General features: G+C 47.9%; 21 protein-coding genes and 1 riboswitch. Of the genes, 11 read left to right on the plus strand and 10 right to left on the minus strand.

Annotated elements, in window-relative coordinates:
• The first annotated feature begins 35 nt into the window (after nucleotides 1-35).
• A complete protein-coding gene (locus tag AC3IRK_RS14540; protein ID WP_131503444.1) occupies nucleotides 36-782 on the plus strand; it encodes a rhomboid family intramembrane serine protease in 747 nt (248 codons plus the stop codon).
• Between the two features lie 72 nt (nucleotides 783-854).
• On the opposite strand, the gene AC3IRK_RS14545 is transcribed toward AC3IRK_RS14540, so the two are convergent.
• Genes AC3IRK_RS14545 through AC3IRK_RS14555 form a run of 3 tightly spaced genes read right to left on the minus strand, consistent with a single transcriptional unit; the run spans nucleotide 855 to nucleotide 1,911 of the window.
• Entirely contained in the window at nucleotides 855-1,118 is a 264-nt protein-coding gene (locus tag AC3IRK_RS14545) for a hypothetical protein (RefSeq protein ID WP_489170156.1), read from the minus strand.
• A gap of 33 nt (nucleotides 1,119-1,151) precedes the next feature.
• On the minus strand, nucleotides 1,152-1,646 hold the full coding sequence (locus tag AC3IRK_RS14550; protein ID WP_131503445.1) for a hypothetical protein: 495 nt from the start codon (nucleotides 1,644-1,646) through the stop codon (nucleotides 1,152-1,154).
• Entirely contained in the window at nucleotides 1,636-1,911 is a 276-nt protein-coding gene (locus AC3IRK_RS14555; RefSeq protein ID WP_026827240.1) for a 4a-hydroxytetrahydrobiopterin dehydratase, read from the minus strand. Before AC3IRK_RS14555 ends, AC3IRK_RS14550 begins: the two co-directional genes overlap by 11 nt.
• Before the next feature lie 164 nt (nucleotides 1,912-2,075).
• Here AC3IRK_RS14555 and AC3IRK_RS14560 point away from each other — a divergent pair, with 164 nt between their 5' ends.
• The gene (locus AC3IRK_RS14560; RefSeq protein ID WP_131503446.1) at nucleotides 2,076-2,609 is read left to right on the plus strand and encodes a cysteine hydrolase family protein; all 534 of its coding nucleotides are present in this window, start codon (nucleotides 2,076-2,078) and stop codon (nucleotides 2,607-2,609) included.
• Between the two features lie 16 nt (nucleotides 2,610-2,625).
• Complete coding sequence (locus tag AC3IRK_RS14565) at nucleotides 2,626-4,077, plus strand: nicotinate phosphoribosyltransferase (protein ID WP_131503447.1); 1,452 nt, start codon at nucleotides 2,626-2,628, stop codon at nucleotides 4,075-4,077.
• Between the two features lie 26 nt (nucleotides 4,078-4,103).
• On the opposite strand, the gene AC3IRK_RS14570 is transcribed toward AC3IRK_RS14565, so the two are convergent.
• Nucleotides 4,104-4,433: a hypothetical protein gene (locus AC3IRK_RS14570; RefSeq protein ID WP_114596592.1), complete on the minus strand. Its 330-nt coding sequence runs from the start codon at nucleotides 4,431-4,433 to the stop codon at nucleotides 4,104-4,106.
• A 142-nt stretch (nucleotides 4,434-4,575) separates the two neighbouring features.
• On the opposite strand from AC3IRK_RS14570, the gene AC3IRK_RS14575 reads away from it, so the two are divergent.
• Nucleotides 4,576-5,061 carry a YwpF family protein gene (locus AC3IRK_RS14575; RefSeq protein WP_131503448.1) on the plus strand — a complete coding sequence of 162 codons (486 nt, stop codon included), beginning with the start codon at nucleotides 4,576-4,578 and terminating at the stop codon, nucleotides 5,059-5,061.
• Here the strand turns inward: AC3IRK_RS14575 and AC3IRK_RS14580 are convergent.
• Both AC3IRK_RS14580 and AC3IRK_RS14585 read right to left on the minus strand, forming a co-directional pair.
• Nucleotides 5,058-5,648, minus strand: coding sequence for a histidine phosphatase family protein (locus tag AC3IRK_RS14580; RefSeq protein ID WP_131503449.1), 591 nt, complete (start codon nucleotides 5,646-5,648; stop codon nucleotides 5,058-5,060). The genes AC3IRK_RS14575 and AC3IRK_RS14580 overlap by 4 nt on opposite strands.
• Nucleotides 5,649-5,699: 51 nt before the next feature.
• Nucleotides 5,700-6,659 carry an alpha/beta hydrolase fold domain-containing protein gene (locus tag AC3IRK_RS14585; RefSeq protein ID WP_489170157.1) on the minus strand — a complete coding sequence of 320 codons (960 nt, stop codon included), beginning with the start codon at nucleotides 6,657-6,659 and terminating at the stop codon, nucleotides 5,700-5,702.
• Between the two features lie 178 nt (nucleotides 6,660-6,837).
• On the opposite strand from AC3IRK_RS14585, the gene AC3IRK_RS14590 reads away from it, so the two are divergent.
• Both AC3IRK_RS14590 and AC3IRK_RS14595 read left to right on the plus strand, forming a co-directional pair.
• Entirely contained in the window at nucleotides 6,838-7,800 is a 963-nt protein-coding gene (locus AC3IRK_RS14590) for a metal ABC transporter solute-binding protein, Zn/Mn family (protein ID WP_131503451.1), read from the plus strand.
• A gap of 68 nt (nucleotides 7,801-7,868) precedes the next feature.
• Nucleotides 7,869-7,972, plus strand: a riboswitch (SAM riboswitch).
• A 78-nt stretch (nucleotides 7,973-8,050) separates the two neighbouring features.
• Nucleotides 8,051-9,358 carry a Na+/H+ antiporter NhaC family protein gene (locus AC3IRK_RS14595; RefSeq protein WP_131503452.1) on the plus strand — a complete coding sequence of 436 codons (1,308 nt, stop codon included), beginning with the start codon at nucleotides 8,051-8,053 and terminating at the stop codon, nucleotides 9,356-9,358.
• 43 nt (nucleotides 9,359-9,401) lie between these two features.
• Here AC3IRK_RS14595 and AC3IRK_RS14600 read toward each other — a convergent pair whose 3' ends face one another.
• Nucleotides 9,402-9,602, minus strand: coding sequence for a hypothetical protein (locus tag AC3IRK_RS14600; protein WP_131503453.1), 201 nt, complete (start codon nucleotides 9,600-9,602; stop codon nucleotides 9,402-9,404).
• Nucleotides 9,603-9,759: 157 nt separating this feature from the next.
• Here AC3IRK_RS14600 and AC3IRK_RS14605 point away from each other — a divergent pair, with 157 nt between their 5' ends.
• On the plus strand, nucleotides 9,760-10,572 hold the full coding sequence (locus tag AC3IRK_RS14605) for an aldo/keto reductase (RefSeq protein WP_026831792.1): 813 nt from the start codon (nucleotides 9,760-9,762) through the stop codon (nucleotides 10,570-10,572).
• A 94-nt stretch (nucleotides 10,573-10,666) separates the two neighbouring features.
• Here the strand turns inward: AC3IRK_RS14605 and AC3IRK_RS14610 are convergent, their stop codons facing one another.
• From AC3IRK_RS14610 to AC3IRK_RS14620, 3 genes are all read right to left on the minus strand, one after another.
• Entirely contained in the window at nucleotides 10,667-11,128 is a 462-nt protein-coding gene (locus AC3IRK_RS14610) for a hypothetical protein (RefSeq protein ID WP_489170158.1), read from the minus strand.
• A gap of 118 nt (nucleotides 11,129-11,246) precedes the next feature.
• Entirely contained in the window at nucleotides 11,247-12,692 is a 1,446-nt protein-coding gene (locus tag AC3IRK_RS14615; protein WP_131503455.1) for an alanine/glycine:cation symporter family protein, read from the minus strand.
• A 209-nt stretch (nucleotides 12,693-12,901) separates the two neighbouring features.
• Nucleotides 12,902-15,349, minus strand: coding sequence for a CoA-disulfide reductase (locus AC3IRK_RS14620; RefSeq protein ID WP_489170159.1), 2,448 nt, complete (start codon nucleotides 15,347-15,349; stop codon nucleotides 12,902-12,904).
• Between the two features lie 208 nt (nucleotides 15,350-15,557).
• On the opposite strand from AC3IRK_RS14620, the gene AC3IRK_RS14625 reads away from it, so the two are divergent.
• From AC3IRK_RS14625 to AC3IRK_RS14640, 4 genes are all read left to right on the plus strand, one after another.
• Entirely contained in the window at nucleotides 15,558-16,085 is a 528-nt protein-coding gene (locus tag AC3IRK_RS14625) for a type III secretion system chaperone family protein (RefSeq protein ID WP_489170160.1), read from the plus strand.
• A gap of 150 nt (nucleotides 16,086-16,235) precedes the next feature.
• Nucleotides 16,236-17,417, plus strand: a complete 1,182-nt coding sequence (locus tag AC3IRK_RS14630; RefSeq protein ID WP_489170161.1) for a hypothetical protein — start codon at nucleotides 16,236-16,238, stop codon at nucleotides 17,415-17,417.
• A gap of 25 nt (nucleotides 17,418-17,442) precedes the next feature.
• Nucleotides 17,443-18,363, plus strand: coding sequence for an NAD-dependent epimerase/dehydratase family protein (locus AC3IRK_RS14635; RefSeq protein WP_489170162.1), 921 nt, complete (start codon nucleotides 17,443-17,445; stop codon nucleotides 18,361-18,363).
• Nucleotides 18,342-19,199 (plus strand): lysylphosphatidylglycerol synthase domain-containing protein, encoded by an 858-nt coding sequence (locus tag AC3IRK_RS14640; protein ID WP_489170163.1) that lies wholly within the window; start codon nucleotides 18,342-18,344, stop codon nucleotides 19,197-19,199. The genes AC3IRK_RS14635 and AC3IRK_RS14640 overlap by 22 nt, the downstream gene beginning before the upstream one ends.
• Nucleotides 19,200-19,202: the final 3 nt, after the last annotated feature.

Consider the following 19,202-nt stretch of genomic DNA (forward strand, 5'->3'; position numbering starts at 1 on the left):
CTTCATATAGAATGAAGAGGAAGCGAGGTGTTGTCATGTTTAGTCGAACGGAAAACCTACAAACGTTCACACGTTCTTATCCGGTCGTTTCGTTGTTCATTTTAATCCAAGTTGTCCTGTTTGTCATCGAACAGTTAAACGTCTTTTTCAACTTTGGCTTTTCGCCGCTCAATTACGGGGCAGCCATCAACTTGTTCATCGGGAACGGGGAATGGTGGCGTGTCGTGACGGCGACGTTCCTGCATTATGATTTTTGGCATATCGCCTTCAACACGTTTGCCCTGATCATTTTTGCACCTGCGCTAGAGCGGATGATTGGTCACGCGAAGTTTGCTTCCTTCTATCTTTTAGTCGGTACGCTCGCGAACGTCTTGACGTATTTCACGAAAATCAATGAACCGCTTTATGGTCAAGCCGGGGCATCGGGTGCTATTTTAGGATTGCTCGGTTTTTACGTCTACCTCGGCCGTTTCAAACGGACCGTCATCTCAGCCGATGATGCACGTCTCGTTTATATCTTTAGTGCCATCACAGCAATCTTCACATTACTCGGTTCAAATGTCTCTGTCTTCGGTCATTTATATGGTTTCGTGCTCGGATTCCTTGCCGGCTTCATTTTCGGAAAAGGCACCGTACCGTTTACACGACCATTCAATAGCGGAAGGCGTCCTGCATCAGGCGGTCGTATCATTCATACGAGCGGTTCCGGACAACTCGGACGGATCATCTTTTATGTCATCGTCGCCTTTGCTGTGTTTGGTCTGCTGGCTCGATTCATTTAAAAAAGAACAAAAAAGCGAGCCTGTCTGAATTCCGATTTTCGAAATTCAGACAGGCTCGCTTTCCCTATTCGCTTATTTACGTAATGATTCCGCAAGATCTTTGATATCATCGATCAAGTTGTGAATCGTTTCTTGGTTATCTGTATATAAAGCGCGAAGTTCTTCAAAACGGCCTTTCGGATCCTGTTTGACAGCTGAAAGTTGTGTTCCCGCTCCGCCAAATGTGCGTTTGACCGCAGTCAGTTGCGATTGACGTGTATCTTTATGAAGCATGGATAATGTGGCACCTACGAGTGCTCCGCCAAGTGTTGCTACTAAAAAGTAATTCTTTTTCATCTGTTTTTCCCCCTAGACTAATTTAACTGTTTCTTAAAGTGGTGGTAAAAGCTGATACCGTTTCATGACCGGAGAAGGCGAAAAAGACTTCCCTGCCTCTTCAGCATACTGGTCGACGGTCAGTCGTTCAACTGATTTCGCATAACGCGAAGCATCCGTGTCATTGTTGAACTGAATCAACAGGACCAAATCTGTTCCGCGCTCGACGCGGGCGATCCGAACGGCTTTGAAACTGTCGTATTCCGCACCCAGTACTTTTGGATCCGACATGACATGATGGACAAATAAATCGCCGCTGTTTTGATCTGCCGGAATCGACCAATAAAATAAACTGCCTTGTTCATCAAAATTACCGCGTGTTTCGAGTAATGTATATGTGTTGCCGCTTTGAAACGGGGACTTCCCTTCTGTTTCAATAAACAAAAGAGCCTCACCGCTTCCACTTGCTGCTCGAATCTGAGGATCACGCGATCGAATTTGATCAACAAAACTGCCGCTACCGAATGTTATGGAAAGTTTAGATGGCATCACAGGCCTCCGCGAGTTCGAAGTCTTTGCTAGTCAGACCGCCTGAATCGTGGGTCGTCGCAGCAAGCGTAACGTTCTTATAGTCAATGATGATTCTCGGATGATGGTTGAGATGTTCCGCTATCGAACCAACCTCCTGTACAAAATCAAGTGCTGCCGGGAATGAATCCAATGTATAGACACGGACGATTTCGTCATCGACGACACGCCATTCCGCCAGTCCTTCCAGACGTTCTTCCACTTCATACTCATTCAACCTTTTCATGCCATTTTCCTCCTCCACCATTATTTTCGTCCTATACCTTATACCCTACTTTTCCGGTTTCTTATACCTCTCGCCGATGGATTTCTTCCTTTTGTCTTCTGGCACAGATAGAGTACAATGTGAAGGAGAACACTATCTCCCAAAAAAGAAAGGGGCAGACGCTCATGCGTGCGCTTATCGTGATTGATTATACGGTTGATTTTGTAGCCGATGAAGGAAAGTTGACGTGCGGAAAACCAGGACAGGCCATTGAAGGACGCATCGCTTCACTGATGGATGAGTTCTCATCAGAGGATTATGTCGTCATCGCAAACGATATTCACGAAGAAGGAGACACCTTCCATCCGGAAACCGTCCTCTTCCCACCCCACAACATCCGTGGTACTCATGGCAGAGATCTTTTCGGACAAGTAGCTGAGATGGCACGTGTCGCAGATCATGTCATCGATAAAACACGGTACAGTGCTTTTGCCGGAACGGATCTTGATTTACGGTTACGGGAACGTTCGATTCACGAAGTTCATCTCGTCGGTGTCTGTACGGATATCTGCGTCCTGCACACAGCGGTCGATGCCTACAATCTGGGATATAAAATCGTCGTCCATGCCGACGCCGTCGCAAGTTTTAACGCGGCCGGCCATGACTGGGCACTTACGCATTTCAAACAATCGATCGGCGCAGATGTCGTCGGCGAATAAGAAGGGATCTGTCTTCATGTTACAACGTAATCTTGCACTTCATACTGATCTTTATCTGCCACGGTGGATGTATATTTATTGGCAGGAAGGACGTCATAATGAACGCGCTGTCTTTGACGTCTACTATCGGTCAAACCCGTTCGAAGGGGGTTATGTCGTCTTCGCCGGGCTCGAAAATATCATCGAATATGTTCAGACCCTCCGTTTTACAGAAGAGGACATTACGTATCTCCAAAAAATGATCGGTTTCCCGGACGAGTTCAAAGAGGAATTGCGCAACTTTAAATTCTCCGGTTCCATCTCAAGCGTCAAAGAAGGCGAAATCGTTTTCCCGAACGAACCACTTGTCCGGATCGAAGCCCGGATTTTCGAAGCAAAATTATTGCAGACGGCGATTTTGAATATCGCTAACCACGAATCCCTGATCGCTACGAAATATGCGCGGATCCGTCAATCGGCACCCGGTGCAAAATTCCTCGAAGCCGGTGCGCGTCGTGCCCAAGGCATCGATGCTGCTTACTTCGGAACCCGCGCGTCGTACTTAGCCGGTTTTGATGTCACGAGCCTTGCTTCTGCCGGACGAGACTTCGGTATTCCGTGCGGCGGAACGATGGAGCATGCCGATATTCAATTCCATGATGATGAATTAACGGCGTTCCGGACGTTTGCTGCCTACTATCCGGATCAAGCGACATTACTCGTCGATACGTACGACACGCTGAAAAGCGGTTTGCCGAACGCGATCATCGTCGCGAAGGAACTCGAAGCAAAAGGACATAAATTGCGCGGTATCCGGATTGATTCCGGCGATTTATCCTACTTATCGAAACGGGCACGGACAATGCTCGATGAAGCCGGCTTCCCGGATGTCGACATCGTCTTATCCGGTGATCTCGATGAATACGTCATCCAGGATTTACGGATTCAAGGGGCACAGGCGAATACGTTCCTCGTCGGAACACGCGGTATCACAGCATACGAACAACCTGCACTCGGTATGGTCTATAAGCTGGTCGCACGTGAAGTCGACGGCGAACTCATTCCGGTCATCAAAGTCTCGTCCTCAAAAGCGAAGACGACGACACCACACATCAAAGAAGTGTACCGGATTGTCGACCGCGTCACGAATAAATTCAAAGGTGATTACGTGACGTTACTGGATGAAGATCCGACTGATCTGGAGGCAATCGACTTAATCGACGTCCGTGATCCGTCATTCCGCAACCGGATCGAGAACTTTAACGTCGAACGTTTGCTGACGCCGATTTTCGTTGACGGAGAACTGGTATACACGGTCCCGACCATCGAAGAAAGCCGCCATTTCCATGAACAGCAGATCGGTCGTCTATGGGAAGAATACAAACGCCTCCGTCTGCCGGAAGTCTATGCCATCACCTTCAGCGACCGTCTCTGGAAACTGAAACTGGATATGATTCGCGACACACGGACTGCGAGCGGTCTAAAATAAACAATTGAACATAAAAACAGCCTACTTCAGCTGAAGTGGGCTGTTTCATTTGGTGTAACTGTCATTTGGATTGCCGCTTGTTCCATTTGTTGACGAAAGTACCAAGCGAAACCAAGCGCACCTCCGATGAAGACGATATACGTAATCCGTTGACCGAACTCTGCCAAGGAATCCGCATAAAAAATACTGATTAAGTGGTCGCTTCCACTGATGAGAAGCAAACAGGCAATCAGGAGCGCTATACGATAAGCAAGTGTCGGACGGTCTGTTGGTTCAGCATGCCAATACGAGATGATGTAATGGGCAAGTAAGATGATGCCAATGATTCCTAATACTCCTATCAGTGCTTGCGGCATAATGAACGGTCCTCCTGTTTCTAATTTCTACTTCCATTTAAACATAGTTCACTAAAAAATCCTCTCTAAAACTTTCCCACCGTTTGCCCGGTCACGGTATACTGAAGAAAATCTGTTGTTCATTCAACAAGGAGGCGTTTTCTTGAAAACCTTTAAATTGTGCACCTTACGTATTTTAATGGATGAATCCGGCCGGGATACGACGATTCCCGTTACGATCAAAGATGGATTGACTGTCAGCACGGATCAGACGGCACAGTGGGTCGCTGAAATTGTCGTCCTGGAAAATGATCAACCGATCATCGACGAGTTATTCAATAAAAATTTACGGGCCTTGATTGAAATTACGATTTCCCGACCTGATAATGATCCGGCTGCGATGATTGTGACGCCGCTTGAATCGACTCCCTTAAGTGAAGGGGTATCGTACCTGTTCAAAGGAAAGATGGTCATGATGAAAAATGACTTGTCGGAATCGATCTTACGCGAAGTCGTCGAGGATCATTTCACCGGTGAAGCCTTGATTCAGGAATACAAAGACCGGCGTTCAAAACGCGGCGCACATATTACGAGTATCGCGAAAGAAACGTTTAAACAGTACCTCCACGAAAATCCAACCATCTCTTAAGGACGTATCGTTTGATCTACGATATGATCCGCGACATTGATCCGGTCAATCTCATACCGGTCGGAGAAACGAATATAGTTCGCACATGCATTCTTAAGCGGTGTCCGGTAACTGAAGCTATCATCAATCGAGGATAATGCCGCTTTGATCGTATGCGAGTGACAGACGATCAACAGGCGTTGTCCCCGATATTTTTCTGTCAATTCTTCAATTGCCGAAAACACCCGCTGCTGAATTTCCTGTTCGGTTTCAAGTCCCGGTACACGTTCCGTATCATTCGCTTGGACTGCTTCATAGATTCCGGCGACGGGCTGTCCTGATGCCAATCCAAACTCCCGTTCGACCAACCGTTCATCCGTCTCCGTTACATCCAGCCCGATTGAACGTCCGATGATTTCTGCCGTCTCGACTGCCCGCGATAAGGGGCTTGAAATCAAGACGTCCCATTTTTCTTCCGCCAGGTAAGCTGCGCTCATTCCAGCCTGCCATCGCCCTGTCTCATTGAGCGGAATATCTTCTCGTCCTTGAATCCGCTCGTTTAAATTCCAATCCGTTTGACCATGACGCACTAAACAAATTTCTGTCATTTTACTGTCTCCTTCAAAAGAAATATGACTGATTGTATCATGTTTTCTTTTTTAGTGAAGGGTCTCCCGGGGCGGCAACGCCAGGACCTGACAACTAAACGTCTCAATCCGTTCCAGTAACCGCTCGATTTTCAACGGATTTTCGGTCTGGGTAAAGCTCGCCAGGGAATGCGTGCCGTTCGGGAAGGAAAACAGCCGGACGTCGGCTCCGACATCGGCTCCCTTTTCAACGAAGTGGAGCGCTTGCGTAAATGGGACAATCGGATCTTTTTTTCCGTGCAACAACATGATCGGTGGTGAGTCTGCTGTCAAATGTGTTACCGGCGAAACACGTGTCATGAGTTCCCGCCACTCGTCCCGCCCTCCTCCGTAAAACTTAATATTGGCAATCCACGTTTGAATGAACTTGAACAGGAGGAAGTTCGTCGGAGGATACAGGGCAATGACACCACTGATCAACGGGAGGCATTCGGCTGTTTGTTCGCCGATGAATTCCATCGGGGCAAGTGCCGTCGTCAGCATTAACGCGGCACCGGCTGAGTCTCCCCACAACACCATGCGTCCCCGCATAATCCGTAAATCGTCGGCTTCCTGATTTAAGAAACAAAGTGCATCCCGAACGTCTTCCAGATTATCCGGAAAATAACTGCCGTCCTCAAACAAGCGATAATCGATACTGCAAACGGCGATGCCGAGTTCCAGGAAACGCTCGACGATTGGCGTAAAACAAAAGACGTCATCCCGGTTCCCTCTGACGAAGGCTCCCCCGTGCGCATAAATCGCGACCGGGAAAGGACCATCACCCGGCGGATAATATAAATCCAACTTTAGTTCTTTCTGATTAACGGTTTTAAACAAAATCGTCCGGGGTGCGAGTTGGACTTCCGACAGTGGAAGCGCCGGTTCCGTCCATCGTAATAAAGCACCATAGTTGTTCCAGATGCTCGCTCCGGCTGCGGCTGTCGTTAAAATTGCCGCCCCTCCCATCAGCCAAGCAGTTTCCCGTTTCACCTCATCACCTCCAAAGCTTACTCTCGATTTCTGATCTCTTATTAGTCATCTACCCGATTTATTTAGAAGCCGAACGTCTTCCCCGACTTATACTTGACGCTTCGTTTTGGATTCGTTATAGTGAAAAGGTTCAAATCGGAATAATTACGTTTTAATAATTTTTGGAGGGTTTATTCATATGAAAAAATTACTTTCAGCTTTCACGGTCGCCTTTGCCAGCGCTGCTTTTCTTGCTGCCTGCGGTTCTTCCGAATCCAATCAAGATGCGACCGATCAAAAGCTTCGGGTGTATACATCGACATTCGCTACTGCGGCAATCGCCAAGGAAATTGGCGGAACAGATATCGACGTCAAGATGATTGTCCCTCCCGGTGCCGATCCGCACTCGTACGAGCCGACGTCTAAACAACTGACAGAAATCGCACAAGGCGATCTGTTCCTCTTAACCGGTACGACGCTTGAACCGTATTCGAAAAAAATCAAAGCCAGTCTGAAAGGCAACGATGTCCGTTTTGTCGAGACAAGCACAGGAATCGACTTACTCGAAGCCAACGCCACGCTTCACGAACATGAAGGACACGATGATCATGCTGACGAACACGCGGAAGAAGAACATGATCACGGCAAATACGATCCCCATGTCTGGCTCGATCCGAACAATGCCAAAATGATGGCCCAATCGATTTCGACGGCACTGGCAAAAGAAGTACCGGATAAAAAAGCGACGTTTGAAAAAAACCTGGCTGAATTTGATACGCAGGCAGATGAGCTCGATCAAAATCTGCAACAGGCTGTCGATAAGGGCTCGAAAAAAGAATTGCTCGTCACGCATGCCGCTTACGGATATTTAGCCGAACGATACGGTTTCTCGCAATTGCCGATTGCCGGCATCTCTCCGTCGGACGAGCCTTCCCAAAAGCAACTGGCCGCTCTCGTCAAAGAAGCCAAATTGCATGACTTGAAGTATATCGCTTTCGAGGAGACGGTTTCTCCTAAAGTCGCCCGCGTCATCCAACAGGAAATCGGAGCCGAAGCGATTACGATCCACAACCTGGAGTCCGTCACGAAAGAACAGCAGAATGCCTCGTATTTTGACTTGATGAATGAAAATGTGACGACGCTCAAACAAGCACTTCAGTGAAGTAGTGTTGACATGCAGTAAAAGATACGTTACGGTAGAAAACGTATTTCAGACAATCAAATGACTTCTTTTTATCGCGAGAGACGGAGGGACTGGCCCGATGATGTTTCGGCAGCGGACGATTAAATCGTACTGTGCCAAATCCAGCAAGCTGCGGCTTGAGAGATAAGAAGAGCGTCTTTTTCAGTAAAGACCTCCTTCTTTCTTGCGAAGGAGTCTTTTTTTGTACTTGTAGAAAAGGAGTGGTTTTATGAACGAGACGATTATACCGAACAAATGGGCACTTCTACCGTTACTTGTCTTTTTAGTTCTTTTTATCGGTGCCGGTATTTTTTACGATGATTTCTACAAATTCCCGATTCTGATTGCGGCTTTGATTGCCTTGATTTTTGCGGCGGTCACAACGAAAGGCAGCATCAATCAAACCGTGGAACGGATTGCAACGGGTGCCGGAAATCCGGACATCATGATCATGGTCTTTATTTTCTTACTTGCCGGTGCCTTTTCCGGAACGGCCGATGCGATTGGCGCCATCGAAGCGACCGTCAACGCGTCGCTGACATTTTTACCGCCTTCTCTTTTAATGAGTGGATTGTTTATCATCGCTGCTTTCATCTCGATGGCGATGGGGACTTCGACCGGTACGATTGCCGCACTTGCCCCGATTGCTCTCGGAATTCATGAAGCAACAGGTGTCAATGTTGCGATTGCCGCGGCAGCTGTCGTCGGCGGTGCAATGTTCGGTGATAACCTGTCATTCATTTCCGATACAACGATCGCAGCAGTCCGGACGCAAAAAACCAATATGCGCGACAAATTCAGAACCAACTTCATGATCGTCTTGCCGGCAGCAATCCTGACGGTCATCATCTTGGCTTTCGTCTCAGGTACAGGAGACGTCGTCGAAGCAAAAGCGTTTGAGTTTTATAAATTGATTCCGTATCTGTCTGTCATCGTCCTCGCCTTGTTTGGTGTCAACGTCATCCTCGTCTTAGTCGGCGGAACCGTTTTGACGGGTATCATCGGTATGATGGACGGAAGCTTCGGCTTAAGCGGCTTCGTCCTGTCGATGTCTGAAGGATTGATGGGGATGGCAGAAATTTCGATCTTGACGTTATTAATGGGCGGACTCGTCAGCCTGATCACCTTTAACGGCGGGATTGCTTATCTGAAAGAAACCCTGACGCGGAAAATCTCACAACGCCGCGGCGCGGAATTCAGTATGGCGGCACTCGTCAGTGCAACGAATCTTGCGACAGCGAACAATACGATTTCGATTCTTGTCGCCGGACCACTCGCTGCGGAAATCGCCGATACGTATGATATTGATCGGAAGAAATCCGCCAGTATCCTCGATATCTTCTCGTGCGGTATCCAAGGAATCATCCCGTACGGAGCCCAGTTGCTGATTGCAGCGGAATTAACGAAAACGGCTTCCCCGGAACTGATTCCCTATCTGTTTTATCCGTTCCTGCTTTTCGTTTGCGGATCTCTTGCCATCGTCTTCGGCTTCCCGCGTCGAAAAACAGCTGATGTGCGTAAAAAAAATGTTTCGTAAAAAATACAAGACCCGTCGCTTTTGCGATAGGTCTTGTTTTGACTTATTTTTTCTGGTCTTGGCGGTTGAGAATGAAATACGCAATCGCCGGAAGCGGGAACTGAATCAGTCCTGCGCCTCCCCAGACCCACGGATTTCGTCCTGTCTTCCGTGCACCAAGGAACAAACATGTCGCTTGTGTCCCTAACAGGGCTGCAAGGCCGGCCCAAACACCTTTTGGTACGTTTTTAACAGATCGTTTCATAAAATACACCTCGTTTCCTTTATAGATTTACCCTCCTCTTTTCGCTTTCTAACCGGCTTTTTCCTCCCTTGAGCGTTGAAACGGACGTTCTTGCTTGTTCATGCTAAACTAAACGAGCAATTCCATATTCTCGTTTCATTAAAGGAGGAGTATACACATGCAATACGCAAAACTTTCAAATGGTGTCACAATTCCACAAATCGGATTCGGTGTCTGGCAAGTCGACGAAGAGACGGAAGCACCGGCTGCCGTCGCAGAAGCCATTCGTGTCGGTTACCGTCATATTGATACGGCTGCCGTTTACAAAAACGAACGTGGTGTCGCCAAAGGAATTAAAGAAAGCGGCGTGAACCGTGAAGATCTCTTCTTAACGTCTAAAGTATGGAACGATGATATTCGTGCCGGACGCACTAAGGAAGCTTTCGCCGAGTCACTTGAACGTCTCGAGACCGATTACCTTGATCTCTATCTGATCCACTGGCCGGTTGAAGGATATATCGAAGCGTGGAAAGCGATGGTTGAGCTTTACGAAGCCGGGAAAATTAAAGCCATCGGCGTGTCGAACTTCAAAGAACATCACCTCGATACACTTGCTGAAGAAGGATTAATGACACCGATGATCAATCAGGTCGAACTTCATCCGCAACTTCCGCAACACGAACTGCATGAATATTTACAGGACCATAGCATTCAAGTTGAAGCGTGGAGCCCGCTCATGCAAGGGAAATTCCTCGAAATCAATGACTTCAAGGAAATTGCAGAAAAACACGGTAAATCTCCTTCACAAGTCGTCTTGCGCTGGCATTTGGATAACGGTATTGTCGCGCTTCCGAAATCGGTCACACCTGAACGCATTGCGGAAAACTTTGACGTCTTTGACTTCCAACTGGACGCAGATGATCTCGAGAAGATTGATCGTTTGGCAACGGATGTTCGTCTCGGACCGGATCCAGACGAAATCGACTTTTAAGCATTGACTTTACACATACAGGAAAGAGAGGCGGATGTCACATCCCCCTCTCTTTTTCTATGTCCTTATATAATGGAGTTGTACAAGGAAAGCCCTATACATAATAGACGAGAATCGTATCCTGCGCTTCTTCCGCCTGGTGAAAATAGGCGCGTAGATTCCCGAATTGTTCCCAAACCTCATCGAAATCACCTTGCCGGCCGGCCTCCTGATAAATCACTTCCAGTGCCCGTCGATCAAAATTACGCATGACCTCCGACGAAATGATGAGTAGCGGTAAGGGAAGGATGCCGACGATTGCCGCATGCTCCTCATTGACGATTAGTTCTTCCCCGACAATCGCCCGTCCCAAATTATAGTGGGTTTCCTGGTCAATGAAGATATCGATTTGGCTCATCAACTGATACAGTGGGGTCGTCTCTTCGAGTGCGAATAATTGCTCATGATCGGGTTGTGTTTCATGGATAAACAAAATCCAGTCCATGATGATGTGGGGATCATCTCCAAACGAATCCCAAACGGCATCCGCGACTCGAACATAATGTACGTTTTCCATCCTCCCCCTCCTTTCCGGTCGTTTTTTTTTAGTATTCCCATTTTCACATCGCTTTAATGACGATTATCAAAATCTCTACCAATAAAAAAAGGACCAGATGACTCTGATCCTTCTCATATTAAATGGCTTTTTCTTTCCGGTCTTCATCCTGCCACGCCTCGAGCGTTTCTTTCCCCGGAAGATTCGGAATCGAATCTTTATGGAAACGGGGATCCTGACCATTTTTACGTTGTACTAAATAATCATCGAGTGCCAGCTTCGCAATTTTGGATAAGCGGAAAATTGCATACAAGTTAACGATTGCCATCAAGCCCATGAAGATGTCCGCGAGCGCCCAGACAAGTCCCGCCGTTTGAACGAGCGAACCAAACACAACCATGCCGAGGACGATGACACGATACACCATCATGATTTTTTTATTGTCATTGATGAAACTGATATTCGATTCACCGTAATAATAATTTCCGACAATCGAACTGAAGGCAAACAAGAAAATCGCAAGCGCCATAAATGCAGTAGCCAATGGACCGACCTGAGAAGCGAGTGCCCCTTGCGCCAAATCGATTCCGGCGACCGGTGCTCCACTCGCATCCTGCGTCGCAACACCACTGACTAGAACAATCATTGCTGTCGAAGAACAGACGAGCAGTGTATCCACAAAAACCGCAAACGATTGAATCAACCCTTGTTTGACAGGATGGGACACTTCTGCCGTCGCAGCAGCATTCGGCGCTGAACCCATACCGGCTTCATTTGAGAAAAGACCACGACGAATTCCGTTTAAGACCGCTGCTCCGATTGCTCCACCGGCAAGTGTTTTGAATTCGAGTAATCCTTCCTGGAAAATCAGACCGAATACGTTCGGTAACACCTCTAAGTTCGTCACCATGATGTAGAGAGCAATCAAGATGTATCCGCCTGCCATAATCGGGACGAGGAAGGCTGACACCGTCGCAATACTCCGGACACCGCCGAAGATTACGAGTGCCGTTAACAGGACAAGTCCAACTGTAATCCACGTTTTATCTACCCCATACTGACTTTGAAGCGATAATGAAATCGTATTGGACTGGACTGAGTTGAAGACGAATCCAAACGAGATGGTAATCAAGATACTGAAAACGACGCCAAGCCAGCGTTGTCCGAGCGCTTTTTCCATGTAATATGCAGGACCGCCACGCCAAGCTTTTTCGTCACGTACTTTATAAATCTGAGCGAGCGTACTCTCGACGAATGCTGAAGCGGAACCGATTAAGGCAATCAACCACATCCAAAAGACAGCACCCGGTCCACCGAGCGCAATGGCTGTCGCGACGCCGGCGATATTGCCGGTCCCGACCCGTGCCGCTGTACTGATGGCGAAGGCTTGGAACGGCGACACACCATCTTTCCCTTTATCCGTTCCTTGGAACAACAGCCGCAACATTTCCGGAATCATCCGAAACTGGACGAACCCCATTCGAATTGTAAAATAAATTCCCAGACCAACCAACAAGATGATCAAGACACTCGACCATAACAAGTCATTAATACTACCGATTAAATCCATCAGTTGTTTTTCCACAGGTATTCCTCCTTATGTAAGCCTCAATCATGTAACCTTTTTTCACATGTGTTCTATGATACGAAAATAATTTTAGAAAATCAAATTCATTTTAATACCCGATAACCCATATGATTTGAGTTTCACAACTCAAACCTCACATCGAATGTTAGATTTCACACAAAAAAAGAGACTGACGTTTGGGTCAGTCCCTCGGTAATTGAATTGCCTCAGATAAACAGATTCAGGTTCGAACCATCTGTCGCTCCAAGATAACTTGCGACACCGCCGTAATCGATATCGTCGAGTAACTCTTCTTTTTTAATCCCCATGATATCCATCGACATCGTGCAGGCAATCATCCGGACACCGGCTGCTTGAGCCTTCGCCATCATCGTCTCTAGAGCATCGACCTGTTTATCCTTCATGACTTTTTTCATCATTTTTTGACCGGCTCCACCCATATTCATGTTCGAAAGTGGGAGATCACCGGCATGTTTCGGCATCATCATTCCCATCATCCGTTCCATCGGTGCCTTGTCGACGGCAGGTGCATCCGGTTTACGGATGACATTGAGTCCCCAGAACGTAAAGAACATCGTCACTTGTTTCCCCATCGCCTGTGCCCCTTGCGCAATGACGAATGATGCAAGTGCTTTATCAAGATCGCCGCTGAATACGACCATCGTCGCATCATCGGCAGTTGTGGCGACTGATGATACCGGTTGGTTCGTAGCATTCCCTTTTTCAAGGAGGACTTCAACGATGCCTTTATTCATTTCCGCCGTGTGGACGGTATGCCCCAATTTTTTTGCCCACGCTTGAACATCCGGCAGGAAACCGGGATCGGATGCTTTAATAAAGACTTGATCCCCGTCCTGTAATTGATCAATTTTCGTTTTCAGCTCCAAAATCGGTCCCGGGCACTGTAAACCGCATGTATCGAGTAACGTAATCTGTTCTTTCGCCACTTGTTTCGGCTCACTTTTTATCGTCGTCACAGCTGTTTCCTCCTGTACTTGACTTCTCGCTTCGCGGTCACGGTTGACCGTCGCCCACGTCTTATAACCGCCGCTCAAATTTTTGACGGTAAATCCGTTCTGTTTCAGCAATTGACTCGCGACATATCCACGGAGTCCGACCTGGCACGTCACGTAAATCGTCTGATTTTTCGGCAATTCGTCAAGCGATTGACGTAACGTCGGTAATGAGATGTTGACTGATCCCGGAATCGAACCGAGTTCATTTTCCGAAGGTTCGCGAACATCGAGCAATAATCCGCCGTCCGCGACAATTTGGTCAATCTCATGCCAATGAACGTTTTCGCTGTCTCCGAGTACGATATTCGAGGCAATGTAACCTGCCATATTGACCGGATCTTTTGCTGAACTATAAGGAGGCGCATACGACAATTCAAGATCCGGAAGATCAAGTACTGTCAGTCCACCTTTAATCGCCGTTGCCAAAACGTCGATTCGTTTTTCGACACCTGTCATCCCAATCGCCTGTGCTCCGAGAATCGTTCCATCCACCGGATCAAATAACAGTTTCATCGAAATCGGACTCGCTCCCGGATAATAGCCGGCATGTGAACCGGGGTGCAGGTGAATCGCTTCATAACGGCGTCCTGACTGACGGAGACGTTTTTCATTGTTTCCGGTTGCAGCAACCGTCAAATCAAACACTTTTGCGACTGCTGTTCCGAGTGTCCCCGTGTAACGGACATCTCGTCCGGCAATGATGTCGGCGACGAGACGTCCTTGACGGTTTGCCGGCCAAGCCAGCGGGACATGAACCGGTTCCCCCGTAATATAGTCTTTGACTTCGATCGCATCACCAATCGCAAAGATGGAAGGATCAGATGTCCGCAACGTCTCATCGACTTGAATCGTTTGTTTGATGCCGAGCTTCAGTCCAGCTTCCGAAGCCAAGTTGCTTTCCGGCATGACCCCGATGGATAAGATGTTCATTTCTGTCTGAATCGTTTTTCCGCTCGTCAAGACCACACGGTTCCCCGCTTCTTCAAAGCGTGACACACCGTCCGCTAAAATCAACTCGACGCCTTTCGCCCGTAAGTGTTCATGAACGATGGCTGCCATTTCCGGATCGACCGGTGCCATGACTTGATCCGACATCTCGATCAACGTCACGCGTGCTCCGCGTTCGACTAAGTTTTCCGCCATTTCAAGACCGATGAATCCGCCGCCGATGACCGTCGCATGTGCCGGACGCGCTTCGTCGACATACTGACGCATCTTATCGGTATCCGGAATGTTCCGTAACGTAAAGACATTTGTTGCTTCCGCTAACCCCGGAATGCCTGGACGGATCGGTTTTGCGCCGGGTGACAAAATCAACTGATCGTACGTTTCGTCATACTCTTCTCCCGTATCCACTTTACAAATCGTCACCGTTTTTTGCTCGCGGTTGATCCGGATCGCTTCCGATAAATTCCGGACGTCCAGATTGAAGCGTGCGTTCATCCCTTCCGGAGTTTGAACCAGCAATTTATTCCGGTCTTTAATGACGTCTCCGATATAGTACGGAAGTCCACAGTTTGCAAAAGAAATTTCTTTTCCACGTTCTAAAAGAATGATTTCTGCTGTTTCGTCCAATCGACGTAATCGCGCCGCCGCAGTTGCTCCACCAGCTACTCCACCTACAATGATCGTTTTCATTCCGGTTTCCTCCTCCAATGATCTCCAATGTTCTATGTGTACCAATATACCCATTCAGGTATATCTTTTCAAGTTATCTGTTCGTTGATTCACAAACTTGTCGGAACTTCAGATTAAAATTGTTCCTTCGATGATAACGGACATTAGTTGCAATTCCATCTAAAATGCTTGAAACTGAGATTACAGTATTTATAAGGGGGATTTTAAAATGGACCAGGATCGTAACTCGAAAGACACGAACGATAACAAAGTCACACCGATCAACCAAAACAGTCAGCCCGAAACAAATGAAAACGGGGTAACGACTGTGCAACAACAATATCTGGAAGAGTTCCAAGCATTCTTAGTCGAAAAAGGCATCCCGATGGAAGCACGTGAAAACGAGACACACGTTTTCTTTATGACGCAAGAAAAAACACCATCAGGCGCAGAACCGATGATGATGATCGTCTTCAGCAAAACGGCGACGGATGTCGAGTTATTCGCCCGTACAATCACACACGTGCCAGACGGTGTCGAAGATCTCCCAATCTTAAATGCGATCAATGACTTTAACCAAGAATTCAAATACTTCCGTGTTGTCCTCGACAGCGACCGTGATGTCACGATTGCTTCAACGATTGACCTCGATCACGGCTTTAATCCGGCAGCAATCTTCGGACACTCTGTCATGATGTTCCAAGCTTCCGACGAAGTATTTGCTTATCTTACGAAATTGTATGACCAAGTTCAGTAAAATATCGCTTAAAAATGGCTCTCGAGACAACTCGGGAGCCATTTTTTCATTTTCAGGTTCAATTGACAATGAGAATTATTCTCGCTATAGTTAGATTTGTGAAAACGACATCATTTTTAACACAATCATCTTATTCTGGGGGAATAGATTATGAAAAAAAGCTTAAAAGTAGCATCACTCTTTATGACTGCAGGACTGCTTGCGGCCTGTGGAAACAGCGAAGAGACGACGACGGCTCCTAAAAAAGAAAAAACGGAGCAAACATCTGAGACGAAAACAAACGCCGGTATCGCCGCTACGACCTTAAAAGATGAACTGACGATCTTCAGTTCCATCAAAGCGGAGCTCGATAAAGCAAAAGAAAATCAAGCGATTGACTGGAAAATGGTTCAGACGAGCTATGACTCAAAATTAAAAGGCGGCGTCACGACAGCTGCTCCTGAAATTGATGAAGTCATCAGTTCCGCATTAGCAGGTGTCGAATCCAAAGAACTTGATGAGAATATTGCCCGCCAACTCGTGGATAAAGGCATTCAGTCTTATTTCTATAAACTTCAAAAATCAACACAAGCAACAGCGGAAGAAGCCGTTAAGGCCGGAAAAACGGACGAAGCGACAGCTGCACTCAACGACATTCAAGACATGTCAGAGACAGTCTTCATTCCGACGGCTGAAAAACGGGATGCCAGTTACGGCTTTAAAAACGAAGACTCGATCGCTCAAGCCATCAACTCCGGATTGACAGCGCAGGAAGAAGCGATTACGGCAAAAAACATCGCCGATTTTAATGTTGCGAAACAATTGACGGATAAATCGATTTACCGGTCGTTCTATCTCGCCGCTCTCGGATACGCTCAAAAAATCGAAGACGGTGTCAAAGCCGGCACAGACGAAAAAGAATTGCAGATGGAACAAGCTGAAGGATACGGATTCCTGCTGGCCATCGAAGAATCACTTGCCGGCGGCGATGAAGAAGCCGTCGCTATATTAAAAGAACGCTATGATTTCTCAAAAACAAAACCGGCAGACGTTAAGTTCAAAGAAATCGAGAGCTTGTTCGCCAAAGCACTAACGGAAAAGATTGACGGCTACCACGAAGAAACACAAGAAGCACTCGAGAAAAAAGATATTGATACAGCACGCGTCGAAGCGATGGAAGCTAACATGTTCGTCATTGCCATGAAACCGACACTCGAAAATCGTTTAGGCAAAGAAACAGCACAAACAGTTTTGGCAGATGCGAGTGCCTGGTATGCTCTTGTCGAAAAAGGTGATCTGAAGGCAGAAGAAACAGGTGATCAAATCACTGACGCGTTAGAGCCGCTCAACTAATCGTTTAAAATCGGAGGAATGCGCTATGCAAATCGGAATTACAGGAGGAGCCGGCTTTATCGGGGCGGCGCTTGCACTACGTCTTCAAGCAAGCGGTCACACCGTCTATGTCATCGATGCTTTTACCGACTATTATGATGTCGAATTGAAGCTGACACGGGCAAAGCAGTTACAGGCTAACGGGATTGACGTCTTTGACGGCAACGTCCACGAAGATTTGGCAACGTGGTGTGCCTCCCACTCGTTTGCTGCCCTGTTTCATTTGGCAGCATTGCCGGGTGTCCCGGGCTCTTTAACTGAACCCCATCGCTACATCGAAGATGACATCGCGATGACGGTGACTGTCCTCGAAACAGCTCGGACCCACGGTATTCCGCATGTGTTTTTTGCTTCCTCCTCTTCCGTTTACGGTGAACAGACCGGCGCCTTGCTTGAACATCAAGCGACGGGAAATGTGATGAGTCCTTACGCAGCAGCTAAGTACAGTGCGGAAACGTTTTGCCGGACCTATCAAAATCTGTATGACCTGAACATGACGATCTTCCGATTTTTCACGGTATATGGTCCGTCCGGTCGACCGGATATGGCATTGTTCCGCTTCATTGAACAAGCGCTGGACGGTCAAGCGATTACCGTTTTCGGCGATCCGGTCCGTGACTTCACCTATATCGATGACATTACCCGGGGCATGGAACAGGCGCTTGAAGCAAACGCGACAGGCCTCTTCAATCTCGGTGCCAATCGTCCGGAATCGGTTCATGATATCGCCACGTTACTCGGCGAACGGTTTAACGTACCTGTCATTTCGGCACCGGCCCGACCAGGCGATGTCTCAATGACTTGGAGTAATACCGAGGCGGCCCGGCAGACGTTTGGTTACGTTCCTTCCTTTACGCTCGCTGATGGAATCGAACGGATGATCACATGGCATCTCGAACGTCGGTGATCCGTGGAGTTGCGAGCGTCTTCTTGACGTTGGCAGCTCTTTTTTTACTTCTGCGATTCGGCTTGGAACTGCCGACTGCCTGGCGCTATATCAAAACATTGACGACTTCTTACTGGACGCTGGCCGCAACGTTCAGCTACGCACTTGCTTTTTATGTCCGGGCGATTGCCTGGCGGACAGCCGATGAAAAAACGGCTCCGACAGCTGTCTATCTGACGAGTCTCTATATCGGACTGGCTGTTAATCATCTGTCCCCCGTCAAGCTTGGGGAAGCGGTCCGCTTGTTGACAGCCCGTGCCATTGGCAGTCCTCTCAAACGGACGACCGCCATTTTGGTCGCACAACGCGGGATCGACCTATCCGTACTCGGTCTTTTCGTGGCGGCCGGGGTATTATTAGGACAAACCGTTTGGGTCGCTGCCTTGGCACTCTCAGGAGGTCTCGTCCTCTTACTGCTCGTTCGCAGATTCATCCAAGCGATGCCGGCATTAATCGGATACGGTCTGCTCGCCTGGATTTTTGAAGCCGTTGCCGTCGCTTGTCTTTTCGAAGGCGCCGAAGTGACCGTTCCTTTTCCCGTCATTCTCGTCGCGATGAGCGCTGGGGTCCTGTCCGGCATCGCCCAATTCACACCGGGCGGGCTCGGGACGTATGAACTTGCCATGGGAACCGTCCTGCACCTGTCGGGTGTTCCGAACCCGTATGAGCTTGCCTTGATGACCCATCTCTTTAAATACGCGTTTGCGTTTTTAGCGCCGGTTTATGTACTCATCCGTCATTTTAAGACGGTTCAATTACTGTTTTCCCAGTTCAAGAAGCACAACACGAAAGGATGACCT

The organism is Exiguobacterium sp. GL_137, from assembly GCF_057834585.1.

Excerpts from the sequence above, each read along its gene's own strand:
- AC3IRK_RS14570 (WP_114596592.1), bottom strand. The coding sequence starts at position 4,433 with ATGCCGCAAGCACTGATAGGAGTATTAGGAATCATTGGCATCATCTTA.
- AC3IRK_RS14555 (WP_026827240.1), bottom strand. The coding sequence starts at position 1,911 with ATGAAAAGGTTGAATGAGTATGAAGTGGAAGAACGTCTGGAAGGACTG.
- AC3IRK_RS14620 (WP_489170159.1), bottom strand. The coding sequence starts at position 15,349 with ATGAAAACGATCATTGTAGGTGGAGTAGCTGGTGGAGCAACTGCGGCG.
- AC3IRK_RS14550 (WP_131503445.1), bottom strand. The coding sequence starts at position 1,646 with ATGCCATCTAAACTTTCCATAACATTCGGTAGCGGCAGTTTTGTTGAT.
- AC3IRK_RS14565 (WP_131503447.1), top strand. The coding sequence starts at position 2,626 with ATGTTACAACGTAATCTTGCACTTCATACTGATCTTTATCTGCCACGG.
- AC3IRK_RS14595 (WP_131503452.1), top strand. The coding sequence starts at position 8,051 with ATGAACGAGACGATTATACCGAACAAATGGGCACTTCTACCGTTACTT.
- AC3IRK_RS14635 (WP_489170162.1), top strand. The coding sequence starts at position 17,443 with ATGCAAATCGGAATTACAGGAGGAGCCGGCTTTATCGGGGCGGCGCTT.
- AC3IRK_RS14600 (WP_131503453.1), bottom strand. The coding sequence starts at position 9,602 with ATGAAACGATCTGTTAAAAACGTACCAAAAGGTGTTTGGGCCGGCCTT.
- AC3IRK_RS14580 (WP_131503449.1), bottom strand. The coding sequence starts at position 5,648 with ATGACAGAAATTTGTTTAGTGCGTCATGGTCAAACGGATTGGAATTTA.
- AC3IRK_RS14630 (WP_489170161.1), top strand. The coding sequence starts at position 16,236 with ATGAAAAAAAGCTTAAAAGTAGCATCACTCTTTATGACTGCAGGACTG.
- AC3IRK_RS14610 (WP_489170158.1), bottom strand. The coding sequence starts at position 11,128 with ATGGAAAACGTACATTATGTTCGAGTCGCGGATGCCGTTTGGGATTCG.
- AC3IRK_RS14545 (WP_489170156.1), bottom strand. The coding sequence starts at position 1,118 with ATGAAAAAGAATTACTTTTTAGTAGCAACACTTGGCGGAGCACTCGTA.
- AC3IRK_RS14590 (WP_131503451.1), top strand. The coding sequence starts at position 6,838 with ATGAAAAAATTACTTTCAGCTTTCACGGTCGCCTTTGCCAGCGCTGCT.
- AC3IRK_RS14560 (WP_131503446.1), top strand. The coding sequence starts at position 2,076 with ATGCGTGCGCTTATCGTGATTGATTATACGGTTGATTTTGTAGCCGAT.
- AC3IRK_RS14540 (WP_131503444.1), top strand. The coding sequence starts at position 36 with ATGTTTAGTCGAACGGAAAACCTACAAACGTTCACACGTTCTTATCCG.
- AC3IRK_RS14625 (WP_489170160.1), top strand. The coding sequence starts at position 15,558 with ATGGACCAGGATCGTAACTCGAAAGACACGAACGATAACAAAGTCACA.
- AC3IRK_RS14640 (WP_489170163.1), top strand. The coding sequence starts at position 18,342 with ATGGCATCTCGAACGTCGGTGATCCGTGGAGTTGCGAGCGTCTTCTTG.
- AC3IRK_RS14605 (WP_026831792.1), top strand. The coding sequence starts at position 9,760 with ATGCAATACGCAAAACTTTCAAATGGTGTCACAATTCCACAAATCGGA.